Raw genomic sequence first — 14,670 nt, 5'->3', positions numbered from 1 at the left:
CTTCCGATGTAGCTTTCTTTCAGAAAGCTTTCAGGCGAACGCTTCGCTTCTTCAGGTTATTTCTGTCCTCTCCGTTATTGTGTAAATGTTTGGTTGAACATATTTCAACTCCGTATTCTTAAACGAAATGGAATGAAAGTTAAACAGTGACCACGGGAAATGGATATTGTAATCTTGCTAAAACATTCGATATGGGCTTACAAATGGATGCTGCCGGGATATACTTGTTGTAGAAAACCCGATGAGGAGGAGACATGTGGAATCGGTTGTAAGAACACAATTGTTATCTCTGGTCGAACCGGAATATCAGAAATTCTCGGCTGCGCTCATTCCGAATATCACGAATCTGTTAGGTGTGAGACTGCCTGAAATACGCAAGATGGCGAAACAAATCGTCAAAGAGGACTGGCGTGCCTACCTGAAAACCGCTGATGATGATTATTTTGAAGAAGTGATGCTGCAAGCGATGGTCATCGGTCATGCCCAAGCAGATATGGAGGAACTCCTGCAGCATATTGCCTGGTTTGTTCCCAAAATAGATAACTGGTCTGTATGCGACAGCTTCTGCGGTGGTTTGAAATATACAAAGGCACATCTGGATCAAGTGTGGCAGTTCTTGCAGGCCTATCTGGTATCCAACCAGGAATACGACATTCGCTTCGGGGTTGTAATGCTGTTGAACTTTTATATGGAAGAAAAATATATCAGCAGAGTGCTTGCTTCATTAGATACCATTCATCACGAAGGGTACTATGTGAAAATGGCAGTGGCCTGGGCGATTTCCATCGCTTATGTGAAACAGCCTGAAGCCACGCTACGTTATTTGCAGGACAATACCTTGGACGACTTTACGTATAATAAGGCTCTTCAGAAAATAACGGAGTCCTATCGTGTTGATCCGGAGACGAAGCAGATCATCCGCAGCATGAGACGGAAAGCGATAAAACGGATTCGTGTGTAGTATGTGTGCATAACGAGAAAAGAAACCAGATATAAAACCTACGAGGGGAAAGGACGATTGACGTATGAGAAAAAGCATCAAGTGGACCAAAATGGAATTAGACGGTCGTCCGTGGGTATTGCTTGCCACCGAAAAAGGGTTATGCCGTGTCATCATGCCCAATGAAACGCTGGAAGATTGGAGTAGTTGGATTGGCCGAATTGCTCCTGGAGTGGAGCTCGAAGAGAATCAAGCAGCGTTGAAGCATACGGGCATGATGGATTGGCTGCAATCCTATTTTGCCGGAAACAAGGTGGCTTTCACAGACGAAATACCACTCGATTTGATCGGAACGACATTCCAACAGCAGGTATGGGCGGAGTTAGGGAATGTTCCTTATGGTGAGACAAGAACATATGGCGATATTGCGGCTGCGGTGGGAAGACCTTCAGCAGTGCGAGCTGTTGGGGCAGCCAATGGAGCCAATCCCATTCCGGTGCTGCTGCCGTGTCATCGCATTATCGGTGCCAACCGCAAGCTGACCGGTTTTCGCGGAGGATTGGAGATGAAGCGAAGACTGCTGGATATTGAACAGATCGAAGGCGTGACGGATGGCGGCCATGCGCGGTTTAATTTCTGATCATCATATATTTCATATAAAAAAGAAGCAGTGAACTATTAGCTAAGTACTTTGCTTGGTTCTAAATATGTACAGGCACTCCCTAGTGCCTGTTTTTTTGCATTCTCTACTGTTAGGAGTGAGGAGAATGGAAGAGGAATGCAAATACCACAAAAGTTTTTCTTTTCCTTCTGGGTTCACGCCGCTATTTTCGCATAAACCACATTTTGGGTTATGATGGACGTGTATTACTAGGAAGGCGGAGTCACAGTTCGTTTATGAAATGGATGATCAGGTTATCAGGACTGCACTTGCATACCACCAAGGAAAGGGAAATCGAAGCGAAGAAATGAACAATAATAAAAATACAATTTATTTAAAAATGAGTATTGTGTTGATCGTTGCTACCATAGGTTGTCTACTTGTTGTTCACTACTTGCGTACCAAAACAAACACGAACATGTATCAATTTTTAACGTGGGACATTTTTTTGGCATGGGTTCCATTCATCATTTCATCAACGATTAGTTATGTAAGCAATAAGAAACTTACAAGAACGAGCATCGCACTAGTCGGGGTAATGTGTGCAGGCTGGTTGTTCTTTCTACCGAATTCGGCATATCTTTTCACAGAAATTTTGCATGCATTCAGATACTTTGATCCTCAGGGGGAAACTAAATTCTGGGTTAATATTGATTTTTGGTATAGCCTTACCCTAGCGTTTGTCGTAGCCATACTGGGTTTACTTCTGTCCATTTGCTCCATACATCAAGTCCACAAATTGTTAAATAAACGATTAAACCCATTTAGCGGTATGGTAGTTGTAGGCGTTGTTTTACTTCTGAGCAGTCTAGGGGTATACATCGGGAGATTTAATCGGTGGAATAGTTGGGATGTCTTGAAGCAGCCTGGCCTCATTTTGAAGGATATCATGACTGATTTAAGTGCGGGCAACAGCATTCTGGTTGAATTTGTGGCTATGGTATTTGTGATTCAAGTTTTGGGATATATTACACTTCGTATACTAATGGGGAAGTCCAATAATATCTAGACGATAATCGTATGGAACACCAACGTTTTAACTATTTTTGCTGAATGAGGTCCTATGGTACCATTGACCACAGATGAATCGGTACTCGATGCTCGATAGACCGAGTGGAAAGAGGGAGTGACTATGTTGAAGCAGGAATACTGGTTAACCAACGTATCATTGGAGCAAAGTTATGTAATGGAAGACGGGCAGGTAACTGGCACCCGGACGAGCCTTGGTCATCTGCGGATTGAAGATGGAGTCATTACAGCCATCGTGGATGGGGATACGGAATTAACAAGCGAGTTGCCAAAGGTTGATGGTAAAGGATTGCTGCTGTTGCCTTCGTTCGAGGAAGCCCATATTCATTTGGATAAAACGTATTATGATGCACCATGGAAAGCGGTTCGACGCATCTCCAGCATTTTCGAACGTATCGAAGAAGAGAAAGTGTTGCTGCCCAAGCTATTACCCGATGCAAAGCGTCAGGCGGAGAGCATTCTGAGCCTGATTCAGGGATATGGGTCTACCCATGTGCGCAGTCATTGCAATATTGAACCGGTCAGCGGGTTGAAACGGCTGGAAGCGACAAAGCAGGCATTGGAGACATTTTCGGGCAAAATATCCTCTGAAATCGTCGCTTTCCCACAGCATGGACTTCTCCGCTCTAATTCGGTTGAGCTCATGCGTCAAGCCATGGCAGAAGGGGCCACTCATGTAGGTGGACTGGATCCTCACACCGTGGACGAGCATATCGAGAAATCGCTTAACGCAATGGTCGAACTGGCTGTTCAATATCAGGCAGGTATCGATATTCATTTGCATGATTCTGGAGAACCGGGTAAACAAACGTTGCTGCAATTGGCTGATCTGACCGAAGAAGCAGGACTTCAGGGTAAAGTTACCGTAAGCCATGCGTTCTGGTTCGCCCGTGCGGAGCAGCAAGAAGCGGAAGATATGGCCAAGCGATTGGCCTCCCTTGGTATGAGCGTTGCTTCGACCGTGCCTATCGGTAAAATGATGATGCCACTTCCGATGCTCCATAAACATGGGGTGAACGTGAAGCTGGCGACAGACAGTTTGACGGATCATTGGTCTCCATTTGGCAATGGAGATCAACTGGAGAAAGCCGGCCGTTTTGCCGAATTGTACGGGTATAACGATGAACGCTCCTTGGCTCAGTCTCTTGCATTTGTCACAAGTGGTATCACTCCACTGGATTCAGAGGGACAACAGGTATGGCCGAAGGTAGGGGATACAGCTAGTTTTGTACTAGTAGAAGCAAGTTGCTCGGCAGAGGCGGTTGCCAGAAGGTCTGCGCGACAAGCGGTATGGTTTGAAGGAAGACTGGTAAGTGGATCGGTAGAATAGAGCATACTGGAATGGATGGACCACGGGAAACCGTGGTTTTTTGTTCTGGACCTGTAAGGAAAGAACCGCTAATCAGCAGGTGGAAAAAGAGGAATTTACTGTTCGCATATACCGCTTTTTGGGTTATTATGGACGTAGTTATCATTTAATTTACTATTTAAGTTGAGGAGTGGAACCTGATGATCAGAGAGGCCGAAGCAAGGGATATCGAGGTAATTGAAAGGTTGTACAAAGAATTATTACCGAACAACCTGAATACGAAGGTACTGGCAGAGCGGATAGAAGAAGTAAGGGATAATCCCAACAGTTTCTTATTTGTTTACGAAGTCGGTGATCAGGTTATTGGGACTGCGCATTTACATATTTGTCTGGATGCTTTGGTGGAAAATAGACCGTTTGGCGTGGTTGAGCGGGTTATCATTACGGAACATGTGCAGAGCAAGGGATATGGATCTGAACTTATGAAGTATATAGAGGATGTATGCATACAGAAAAATTGTATAAAGGTTTTTCTCACCAGCGGTTCATCCAGGTACGAAGCACACGGCTTCTACACGAAGTTAGGGTACGATGGGGAATCCAGCAAGGCTTTTAAGAAATATTTATAAAACAGCTCAAGCTTGATTGTATATTCGTATCCATATTTTTTTATGAATAGATGGGAGGATATATAGATGAAAGACATGAACTATTATGAAACTTTCATTGCAGCAGCAGAAGATTGTCCTGTTAAAGTGGCAGAGATCCCCAAAGCCAAAAACGGCGGCAAAACCGTTCCAGTTTTACAATATGAAATGATAACAAACCACCCTTATCAATATACGCAAGAGGATGTCATGTTTGAAGTGTTCGCGCAGCGCAATCATATACCCGACGAACAAAGATCCATAGAGAGAACCAAGTTTTTCTCTAAGGGACAACCCTGTCTTCGTACTTCTTCGTTGGGTAAGCGTTACGGTTGGGGTATTCATCATAATTCACAAGGAAAAGTGGCGATCTACGCCGTTGAATCCGAAGTCTATAAAGAGTTCTTAAACGACAGCAGTTTAAAACATGTAAAGGCGATGCGTTCGAGCCGTCAATAGCTCTATCCGTTGGAGCACCAATGCTCAGCGTGAAATTTAAAAGAGAACTATAGGGAGGCAGTATGATAGTAGACCTCACTCCAGTAACGTTGGCAGAGAAAAATATGTTATCGAATCTGTATCAACTGTACCATTATGATTTCAGCGAATTTACAAGCGAGGATATCAATCAAGAAGGCAAATACGATGGGAATATTGACTTCATTTGGGAAGGTGATAACAGGTGGAGGCCATATTTCATTACGATTTCTGGCACTATAGCCGGCTTTGTGATTGTACTACTTGAAAATTTAGATACCGATCCAGATCCTACACATGTAATCTATGATTTTATGATCCTGAAGAAGTTTAGAAGAAGTGGAGTTGGATATGCTGCTGCGATGCAGACATTTGAGTTATACAAAGCCAATTGGGCACTTGCTCAGATGGAGAGTAACACTCCTGCAATAGCGTTTTGGCGAAAGGTGTTAAAAGATTATACAAATGATCATTATACGGAAACATTCAGAGACGATGCCAGAAAGTATATTCAGACATTTAGTACGAAAGAATAAAAACAAACATAGGTTAAGGAGAAAAAAATGAAAATTCGTTCTGTCTCATTAGCTATTTTGAGGAAAGAAGATCGCATTTTGGTTCAGGAAATTAACTTCCCGGATATTTCAACTACTTTCTACAGACCTATTGGTGGAACGATAGAGTTCGGTGAGAACAGTAAGAAAACTCTGATCAGGGAGCTCAAGGAAGAGTTGGATCAAGAGATCGAAGAGTCCAGATTAATTTCCGTTATTGAAAATATTTTTGGAGTAGAAGATGAATTAGGTCATGAAATTGATTTTATCTATGAAGCATCATTTATAGATAAATCTCAATACAACCAGGAAGAATTTGTTGGAATAGAAGGCTCTATCCCCTATAAAGCATGTTGGAAACCAATCACTTATTTTTCAACAACAATGGATGATGTAAAGCTAGTTCCTGATGGATTGCTGGAATTGTTAATGGAACAAAAACTAGAAAATGGGTCTATGGTAAGGCATATAAGAACCAAGTAATGGTGAGAAGAAGGCTTTTTTAACTGCGTACAGCAGTATCCCGTTCATTCAAAGGAATACGTTTGAAGAGAAGAACGGGATTATTCGTTACTACATAAAGAAAGATTAGCGTTGTACGCGTATGACAATATCCTGGTCATGATTGCCGAACCCGGAACCATAAAGTGTTAATCCCCCGACGTTAGCCCCCTCCTCGTCAACTGTGAAACGAAGCGTCCAGAATGGCTGCTCCAGTTTGATATCCTCGATCGTCACGTCCGACATCCGCTCTCCATCCATATACGTACCCGAGCTATCAACACGAATCGTCTTTAATAATCCATATTGATTCACATTGCGATGCCACCATGTCGGCGTATATTTGCCTCGAGCAGCTCTTCCGAAGTCAGCGGGGCTTGTCCAAGTTCCAAGTGAAATGCCGTTAAACGTAAATCGGATATCCGATGGCCAATGATCTCTTAAACCCGGGGCTTCAGAAGCCAGTTCCACTGAAATCTCAATGGCGTTAGCAGTCTCGTCAGGAAGCATATAGTTAGGTGTTTTGTATTCGACATAACCTCTTCCAAACCAAAGGATGGCTGCGTGAACCCGCTCAGGATCAAGAAAGTAGCGTGGGTCGTCCCAAACACCGATTTCTTTCTCATGCGTCCCAAGACCGCAGGTAGGATAGACTTCAAATGCAGTATAGTGCCCCACTGAAATTGTCTGTTCTCTAATTCTTGCTGTCCGGCTGGCGGATGGTAGTTCGATCTCGATGTTATTTTGTTTGAGGAAACACAATTTGTGCGTGCCTCCATTCAGGCGTATCCGGCGGCTATCGATCAGTCCGGCTTGCTCAAGCTTTCGTATGTGCATGGTGACGATGGAGGGGCTAAGTTCTAACGCAGCTGCAATATCCTTCACATTCATTTCGCTAGGTGCAATCATATCCATGATCCTCCATCTAACCTCGCTTGCCAGCGCTTCGTATAACGGTATGAATTTTGGATCTCCGTTCGCTTTGATCATCCTTAACAATCTCCTAACCAGATCTATTGAAATCATATATATATTAATTTAACGAAATTAACTTGACTCTTCAACTCTAACGCATTGAAAGAATGATTGCGATAGTGTTTAATTTTTTTATCTGCTTATGAAGTTGGATTCTTAAATATGTAAATTAGAGAAAAAGAGGTGGCTCAAGTGAAATACAATAATCCCGTCATTAAAGGGTTCTATCCAGATCCGAGCATCTGCAAGGTGAATGACACTTATTATCTGGTGTGCAGTTCTTTTCAGTATTTTCCGGGTGTCCCGCTTTTTGAAAGCAAAGATTTATTGAACTGGACGCAAATCGGTCACTGTTTAACCCGAAAAAGCCAAATTCATCTGGAGACCGTAAGCAGCTCCGGCGGAGTTTTCGCCCCCACAATTCGATACAACAACGGGCGATTCTATATGACCACGACGAACGACACCACGCGTCAGAATTTCTATATATGGACTGATGATATATACGGGGAGTGGTCAGAACCGATTATTGTGGATCAAGGGGGAATCGATCCGGATTTGTATTTTGAAGATGGTAAGGCCTTCTTTATGAGCAACGGAACCGACGATGAAGGAATTGGGGGAATCATTCAGTGTGAAATTGACATTGAAACAGGTCGCAAAAAGACTCCAAGCCGTTCAATATGGCAAGGATCAGGCGGACGTTATCTGGAAAGCCCACATTTGTATAAAATCAATGGATACTATTACCTCATGGCATCTGAAGGCGGAACCGAATACGGTCATATGGTCACGTATGCGCGGGGAGATTCTCCTTCGGGTCCTTTCGAACCCTATGCCAAGAATCCTGTTCTGACCAACCGTAATCTGGGCGGTTACGAACTACAAGGGGTTGGCCATGGTGACCTGATCCAGGACCAGGAAGGGAATTGGTGGATCTTCCATTTGGGATTCCGTCAGAGTGGGCAGTGGCTTACCTATCATCATCTGGGCCGAGAAGTATTCCTTACGCCAGTTAACTTTGATGAGGAAGGCTGGTTTACGGCAGGGCATGAAGGTACGACGCTTATGAGTTTTGAAACTGATCGTATTTCCGACATAGTCATTCAACAAGAGAAGAAAAGCTATACGTTCGAGAACACGGATTGGAATCTGGACTGGTGTTATCTTCGTCATCCTAATACAGAAAATTACTTGTTAGAGCAAAGCAACATAAAGTTAAAAGGAACTGAAGTGACACTGGATGTTCCAGCATCCCCGACATTCATTGGGCTCCGTCAAAAAGACTTTGACGCGACCATCTCTGTTGACGTTAGTCTTACGAATGGCGAGGCAGGCATCACCATCTACATGGATGAACAGCACCATTATGACTTGGCCATTCGCAAAGAGCAGAGCGGGTATAAGGTGATTGAGCGTCTGAATATTGGGGATATCAAATCAGTCGAAAATGAAGTTGAACTGGGAAGTAATCATCATGCCACATTGGTTATACAGGCAAGCCATGAACGCTACAGCTTCCTTATTCATGCAGATGGCAAGGATATCCTCTTAGGGACAGCACAGACGAAATACCTTTCCTCAGAAGTTGCCGGGGGATTTACAGGGGTGCTCATTGGTCTATACGCGAGCGGAGAGGGTTCTGTAGCTGAGTTTTCTAAATTTAAGTGTGATTATATCTGAAAAGGTAAGGGGAGGGACTTGTGTTCCTTCTCTTTTTTTGTCAATTCTCGTGATTTCTCAAACAAAAGTGTAGTAGCACTTGTTTATGTATTATATAGCCGTAGCAAAGAATGAGTTGTATGCTGAGAATCAAATATAGATTACAACATATTTGGATAACCACCGAGAAGTAAGTTGTAGTAGAGAGGGAGAAGGCAATGAGTGATAAGACTTCATATTCGTTAGTAGCAGCGAATCAAACTAGCTATGCCAAGTATTTTGCGACGTATAGAAAGAATATCTGGTTTAGACCGAGCTGGGTATCTCTTCAAGAAATGATGTTAGACGCAAGTGATTGTTATTGGATCTATCAAGACAATCAACGAGTGGGCGGGATTTCTTTGACAAGCAGTGAGCTCGGATCTTTCTTCATGATTCCTCCGTCCATGTTGACTGTAGATCTGGTTCATTTCTTAAAGAATTATGCCATTCAAAATTCAGGGGGTCAGTCAAAGGTAGATGCATACAATGTTCTGGCTGAACATATTGATGTGTTGAAGTCGGCTGGTTTCGAAGTGTTAAACACAAGAAAATGTATGATTAGACCTACGGAGAAGATTGAAAATGACCTGCATACTGATTTTATTTCTATTAAACCCAAATTGGAGCATTTGCCAAGCATTGTTCAAGTCATGAACGAATCATATCGTGGAGGAATGGATGAGGGAAATCTGGATACATATCGGGATGACGTGAGTTATTATTTTGAACATAACCGTCAGGATGAGCTATTGAATGCATCATCGATTTTAGTAGATAAAAAGACAAACGAGGTCGTTGGATTTTGTTTAATTTCGATGTGGGAGGATATACCTCTTGTGTATGATATAGCAGTTAAGCCGTGCTATAGTAATCAGGGTTTGGGAAGATATATGTTATCCAAGGCGATTTCTCATCTGGAAGGTTTCTCTCCAACCATTCGTTTATTCGTTACATTAGGAAATAAGGCTGACTATTTATATACCAGATTAGGTTTTCTTTCAGGAGAGGAAACATCTCACTTGGTTTATAGAGTCGTGTAGAGAAATGATGATAGAAACTATACTTAATGAAATCGAAGGGAGGACTACATGGAAGATCAATGGAGAATTGCAACGTATGATCCTGCTTGGAGGCCAATGTTCCTCGAAACCGGGATGAGATTAAGAGAGGCGTTGGAAGAAAAGGCTGTGCGGATTGACCATGTCGGATCAACTTCCATCGTCGGAATGGATGCCAAACCGATCATAGATATACAAATTTCCGTATCTGATTATGATGGTTTGCTTAACTACAAACAAGAAATCGAAGCGGCCGGCTTCGTATTTAGAGAAGAAAATCCCGATAATACCAAGCGATATTTTCGTGAAGTACCCGGAAGCAGGAGAACACATGTACATGTAAGACAAGCAGGGAGTTTCTCTGAGCAGATGAACTTGCTTTTTAGAGATTATTTGAGGCAACATCCAGAGGATCGATTGAAATATGTAGAAGAGAAGCACCGGCTTATGGCATTATACAAGGACCAGCGTCCAAAATACGTGGAAGGCAAAGGACCGATGGTGTGGAGCATATTAGAGAAAGCTCATATATGGTCCCAAGAAATCGGGTGGCAACCGGGAGAATCTGACGCATAGGAATATTCATTGTATATGGATAACCTTATGGGAGTGGTGAGATGAACATTGGAAGAAAGCTGCTGACGACCGTTCTAACCATCATTAGTTTTACTTTAATTGCAAGTATCATATCCATGAATGAATCTTACAGCTTTGATTTCTATATTCTGGTTTATCTTGTATATGCGACTCCCCTGATCACATTGATCGGGCTACCGTTATCTTTATTGCTGGACTATCTGTTGAGCAGAATTCAGTTCGTTAATCATGCCTTGTATCTAAGTTTGAGAATACTGGGTTACTCATGTTCTGGAGTCTTAGGAATGTATATCTATTATTTACTCATGGGCGCGGGAGAAGAAATTTTAAATTTTAAAGAGTCGATAGTTTTGACTTTATTTGGCGTTCTAGCTGCTATACTATTTGTGTTGATCGATGTGGGATTGGAAGGTTTGTTAACGGTGCGAAAACGGAAGAAGGAGTCATAACAATTGCTGATTTAATATTATTTTTCAGGAGGAATATAAGATGCCAACCCACTGTGCACTTCTTGTTATCGATGTTCAGGTAGCCATGTTCGATGAATCAGATCCCGTATATCAGGGGGATATATTGCTTCAGAAAATTCAACACGTCATTTTCAAGGCTCGGGAAAAAGGTCACTCCGTTATCTACATTCAGCACAGTGAAGGAGCAGGCAGTCCCCTTGAGCGTGGAACGGCAGGTTGGGCGATTCATCCGTCCATTGCGCCGATCACTGGTGACCTTATTATTGAAAAGCTTACACCGGATTCGTTTCACGAAACAGATCTGAACATGAAATTACAAGAAAACGAAGTGAAGGATCTTATTCTGACTGGCATGCAGACGGAAATATGCGTGGATACGACTTGTCGCAGAGCAAGTAGCCTTGGCTATGCACTAACCTTGGTTCGTGATGCTCACAGCACATGGAATTCCAACATTCTTCAAGCTGAGCAAATTATAGAACATCACAATTCGGTTCTGAGTATGTTTGCGAATGTGGTGGATACCGAAAATGTAATGAATGGATGAGATGAATTGACGTTTAATAAAAGAATATTTAATCTTTCGGCTTGGCTTGCTGTATTAGGTTTGATCTTTATTCCAGGAACAGCCTACACGGAGGGGACTTTACGAACAGAGTATGGTTTTCCATTGCGGTTCTTTACTGATTATCATTATAAGAAACCTGATGATACGATCTGGTTCCTTTCCAATGTTTATGTGAATGCTCTTCTTTATCTGTTTAATGTCCTGTTTATATACGCTGGAATTCATATTTTACTCTATGTAAAGAAGAGAATGACGAAGCCAAAAGAGTAGGGAGCTGCGACGATCGCGGCTCTTTTGTTTTTTCCATATCATGGGTTATGATAGAAGGCTTATGATAATTGAGGTATACAGCCAGCTAGCGGAATGAAAGTAGGGATCGTTGCAGAAATGCTGACGATCCTTTTTGTATACCTTTGCGGACGGTAGAGAACAGGGGAATTATATTAGACTAATAATATCCCATTAAGCTTCATGTCCACGTTTTGAGCTGGCCGCCCATAAAATTTTGAAATTGTAATTATTTTCTTATTGTATATACATGTAACTTATGGTAAATTTGCAAAGCTATTTTTATGTATATTTTTAAATAAGAGGGATTTTTAATTATGAAGAAAAGCACTTTGTTCGTAGGTTTGTCGGCATTATCCTTGGTAGCAGCTGTCACGCTTGCATCTGCAGCACCAACAAATAATGTAGGGGACTCATCAGCAACTACTGCATCTGCACAAGGCGAAGGAATCATTACCCCAATGGCAGTTGATAATGAGATTGTGAATTCACAGATTTCCGGAAGTAGCTACACGAAGAGTTTTAATATCCAAGCAAATTATGGATGGGTCAAAGTTTGGGTTCAAAATACATCTAAGGAAACCCTAACTGTCCGAGTTACTCAAAGTACTCTGTCTGGTACTCAAAAAATGTTATTCTCTGTAGCTCCTGGTGCAACTTGGTCTGAATATGGAACAAAACCATGGGCAACAGGTACCCACTGGGTTAGCATCAGCACTAAAAACAGTGGCAACATGTCAGGATTGCTTTCTGTTAAACTTGCAAATACGAAGGAAGAGCTTTAATACGAAATAAAATAGAAATCTTAGGCTGCAAACTGAATTCGGTATTTACCGGCGTCAGATGTTGTTTTCAACTAGCAGGCTGTCAAAAAAGGATCGTTGCAGATATGCTGACGATCCTTTTTTTGTATACCTTTAGGGACGATAGAGAAATGTAAAATTATATTAGAGTGATGATGCCTCTTTAAGTTATGGGGCAGGATAGTTGAAATATATGGTAATATTACATTGAGAATAAATTGCCTGGGTAAACAAGGGTATCATCTCTTTTATGTAAAGGAGAGGAGTATGGTTATGGTTAGTAAAGAAATAAGGGGCATAATTGAAAATTATCTTGAAGCATACAATTCATTTGAAATTGAAAGAATGGTCGAACTCTTACATAATGACATAATATTCAGTAATATTTCCAATGGAGAAACTACAACGGAGACCAGAGGAATACAAGCATTTAGGGAGTTGGCAGAACAGTCGTCAACGATGTTCTCTAGCCGTCGCCAGACAATTACCGATTACAGTGTTATAAATGACAAAGTAGAGGTAGGAATCGATTATGAAGGTATTCTTGCCGTGGATTTTCCTAATGGATTAAAGAGTGGGGATAAGCTGCAATTAAAAGGAAAGACAACATTCGAGATTAAGGAAGGAAAAATTTCTTTGATTGAAGATTACAGTTGAATACACCACACGTTTTTTAAGCTAACGGGTAACGTTAGTTCAAATGAGTATGGAGCAGCCTGCAGGTTATACAGGCAGTTTCTTTCCGTTGAACTATCCGGCAGATAAGTAAGCGTAATGATTTGCCCGTTTAGTAACCCCGATCAGCGCTGTGATTACGTAATGGATGCATAAGTTTCTAAAAGTTTTTGGAAGCATGACATTGGATTTTGGAAAACACCTTGAACATTCGGACAAAACTTTTGCCAATATGGAACTGATCAAAATACTTAAAAAGCATGATATATAAATTGAACTAAACATTTACACGAGAACGTAGAGGGCAGAAATAACCTGAAGAAGCGGAGCGTTCGCCTTTATCCCCGGATTTTCCCCTTTGAAAAAGGGATTCCAAAAAATCTGGGGATAACAGCGATCGGAAGGTTGTTCTGTCATCGGAGTGGCAAGTGTAAATATTTTTTAGTTCAATTATATAGAAAAGGAGAATAGCTAAATGGAATCTTTCTTTCGTTATAACTGGATCGTGCGTGAGCAATGGTTTCAGTGGTGTGAGGATGTACCGCTGGAAGAGCTGCTTCGGCCTCGAACAGGCGGGGTAGGCAATATATTGCAAACGTTTTTTCATATCATCGATGTAGAGTGGAGCTGGCTCCAAGTATTGCAGGGCAAACCGGATGGTATGGAGAATTTTGATAATTATAAAACACTGGAAGCCGTACGACAATTCGACCGCAAGCTGCGACCTGATGTGGAGGCATTTGTTCTATCCTGGGACCCCAGCATGGAAAAGAGACCTTGCATTGATCCCGAATTGGATAGCACCGTCGCCAAGGAATCGTGGGGAGAAGTGATGCGACACGTGATTGCTCATGAGATTCACCATATGGGGCAGTTATCGGTATGGTCCAGAGAACTGGACAAGAAGCCTGTGTCTGCCAATTTCATTGGTAAAGGACTTATTACACCTGATAACTAGATTAGAAAAGGAGACACTATGATTCATTGCAGAGAAGCTAGAATTGGGGATGGCGAGGGGATTAGCCAATTATCCCATCAACTGGGTTACACCAGTACAACAGAAGAGATCATCGAAAGGTTGAATCGACTAGGCTCAATGACTGATCATTATGTTTGCGTAGCTGAGATCGATTCCCTTGTTGTGGGTTGGGGGCACGTACAGGGAAGATATTCTATCGAAAGTGTACCTTTTGCTGAGATTGGTGGCTTGGTTGTCGATGAGCATCATAGAGGTGCGGGAATTGGTAAAAAGATCATGAGCGAATGTGAGAAGTGGGCACGGATGAACGGGTTTAACAAGATTCGCGTGCGATCAAGCGGTAAAAGGGAAGCTGCGCATCGGTTCTATATTGCCATCGGATATAATGAGAAGAAGTGGCAGAAGGTTTTTGATAAATCATTATAAAGATCTATG

18 protein-coding genes are annotated in these 14,670 nt (G+C 42.2%); 17 read left to right on the top strand and 1 reads right to left on the bottom strand.

Annotated features, from left to right (window positions below; all coding sequences use genetic code 11):
* The first annotated feature begins 256 nt into the window (after positions 1-256).
* The 8 genes from AC4PM4_RS14325 to AC4PM4_RS14290 all read left to right on the top strand — a co-directional run bounded on the left by AC4PM4_RS14325 (position 257) and on the right by AC4PM4_RS14290 (position 6,100).
* Positions 257-961, top strand: coding sequence for a DNA alkylation repair protein (locus AC4PM4_RS14325; RefSeq protein ID WP_274568190.1), 705 nt, complete (start codon positions 257-259; stop codon positions 959-961).
* Between the two features lie 64 nt (positions 962-1,025).
* Positions 1,026-1,580 (top strand): methylated-DNA--[protein]-cysteine S-methyltransferase, encoded by a 555-nt coding sequence (locus AC4PM4_RS14320; protein WP_400346147.1) that lies wholly within the window; start codon positions 1,026-1,028, stop codon positions 1,578-1,580.
* 361 nt (positions 1,581-1,941) lie between these two features.
* Positions 1,942-2,610 carry a DUF1361 domain-containing protein gene (locus tag AC4PM4_RS14315; RefSeq protein ID WP_491613904.1) on the top strand — a complete coding sequence of 223 codons (669 nt, stop codon included), beginning with the start codon at positions 1,942-1,944 and terminating at the stop codon, positions 2,608-2,610.
* A gap of 123 nt (positions 2,611-2,733) precedes the next feature.
* On the top strand, positions 2,734-3,960 hold the full coding sequence (locus tag AC4PM4_RS14310) for an amidohydrolase family protein (RefSeq protein ID WP_491613903.1): 1,227 nt from the start codon (positions 2,734-2,736) through the stop codon (positions 3,958-3,960).
* Between the two features lie 179 nt (positions 3,961-4,139).
* On the top strand, positions 4,140-4,568 hold the full coding sequence (locus tag AC4PM4_RS14305; RefSeq protein WP_491613902.1) for a GNAT family N-acetyltransferase: 429 nt from the start codon (positions 4,140-4,142) through the stop codon (positions 4,566-4,568).
* A 66-nt stretch (positions 4,569-4,634) separates the two neighbouring features.
* Positions 4,635-5,045: a DUF6157 family protein gene (locus AC4PM4_RS14300; protein ID WP_491613900.1), complete on the top strand. Its 411-nt coding sequence runs from the start codon at positions 4,635-4,637 to the stop codon at positions 5,043-5,045.
* Between the two features lie 62 nt (positions 5,046-5,107).
* Positions 5,108-5,599 carry a GNAT family N-acetyltransferase gene (locus AC4PM4_RS14295; RefSeq protein ID WP_269054393.1) on the top strand — a complete coding sequence of 164 codons (492 nt, stop codon included), beginning with the start codon at positions 5,108-5,110 and terminating at the stop codon, positions 5,597-5,599.
* A gap of 27 nt (positions 5,600-5,626) precedes the next feature.
* Positions 5,627-6,100: an NUDIX hydrolase gene (locus AC4PM4_RS14290; RefSeq protein ID WP_491613898.1), complete on the top strand. Its 474-nt coding sequence runs from the start codon at positions 5,627-5,629 to the stop codon at positions 6,098-6,100.
* A 105-nt stretch (positions 6,101-6,205) separates the two neighbouring features.
* Here AC4PM4_RS14290 and AC4PM4_RS14285 read toward each other — a convergent pair whose 3' ends face one another.
* Positions 6,206-7,108, bottom strand: coding sequence for an ArsR/SmtB family transcription factor (locus tag AC4PM4_RS14285; RefSeq protein WP_491613897.1), 903 nt, complete (start codon positions 7,106-7,108; stop codon positions 6,206-6,208).
* Between the two features lie 177 nt (positions 7,109-7,285).
* Between AC4PM4_RS14285 and AC4PM4_RS14280 the strand changes: the two genes are divergently transcribed.
* The 9 genes from AC4PM4_RS14280 (at position 7,286) to AC4PM4_RS14240 (ending at position 14,661) form a co-directional block, all read left to right on the top strand.
* Positions 7,286-8,776: a glycoside hydrolase family 43 protein gene (locus AC4PM4_RS14280; RefSeq protein ID WP_491613896.1), complete on the top strand. Its 1,491-nt coding sequence runs from the start codon at positions 7,286-7,288 to the stop codon at positions 8,774-8,776.
* A gap of 197 nt (positions 8,777-8,973) precedes the next feature.
* Positions 8,974-9,837 (top strand): GNAT family N-acetyltransferase, encoded by an 864-nt coding sequence (locus AC4PM4_RS14275; RefSeq protein WP_491613895.1) that lies wholly within the window; start codon positions 8,974-8,976, stop codon positions 9,835-9,837.
* A 48-nt stretch (positions 9,838-9,885) separates the two neighbouring features.
* Positions 9,886-10,431 carry a GrpB family protein gene (locus AC4PM4_RS14270; RefSeq protein ID WP_491613894.1) on the top strand — a complete coding sequence of 182 codons (546 nt, stop codon included), beginning with the start codon at positions 9,886-9,888 and terminating at the stop codon, positions 10,429-10,431.
* Between the two features lie 41 nt (positions 10,432-10,472).
* Positions 10,473-10,901, top strand: a complete 429-nt coding sequence (locus tag AC4PM4_RS14265) for a hypothetical protein (protein WP_491613893.1) — start codon at positions 10,473-10,475, stop codon at positions 10,899-10,901.
* A 40-nt stretch (positions 10,902-10,941) separates the two neighbouring features.
* On the top strand, positions 10,942-11,469 hold the full coding sequence (locus tag AC4PM4_RS14260) for a cysteine hydrolase family protein (protein WP_072734698.1): 528 nt from the start codon (positions 10,942-10,944) through the stop codon (positions 11,467-11,469).
* A gap of 626 nt (positions 11,470-12,095) precedes the next feature.
* On the top strand, positions 12,096-12,563 hold the full coding sequence (locus tag AC4PM4_RS14255; RefSeq protein ID WP_072734696.1) for a hypothetical protein: 468 nt from the start codon (positions 12,096-12,098) through the stop codon (positions 12,561-12,563).
* Positions 12,564-12,854: 291 nt separating this feature from the next.
* On the top strand, positions 12,855-13,238 hold the full coding sequence (locus tag AC4PM4_RS14250; protein ID WP_063565500.1) for a nuclear transport factor 2 family protein: 384 nt from the start codon (positions 12,855-12,857) through the stop codon (positions 13,236-13,238).
* Positions 13,239-13,731: 493 nt separating this feature from the next.
* Positions 13,732-14,214, top strand: coding sequence for a DinB family protein (locus AC4PM4_RS14245; protein ID WP_064635943.1), 483 nt, complete (start codon positions 13,732-13,734; stop codon positions 14,212-14,214).
* A gap of 18 nt (positions 14,215-14,232) precedes the next feature.
* Complete coding sequence (locus AC4PM4_RS14240) at positions 14,233-14,661, top strand: GNAT family N-acetyltransferase (protein ID WP_064635944.1); 429 nt, start codon at positions 14,233-14,235, stop codon at positions 14,659-14,661.
* Positions 14,662-14,670: the final 9 nt, after the last annotated feature.

The organism is Paenibacillus sp. MDV22-iso6, assembly GCF_058408365.1.
This window is presented reverse-complemented; position numbering and strand designations above follow the sequence as displayed.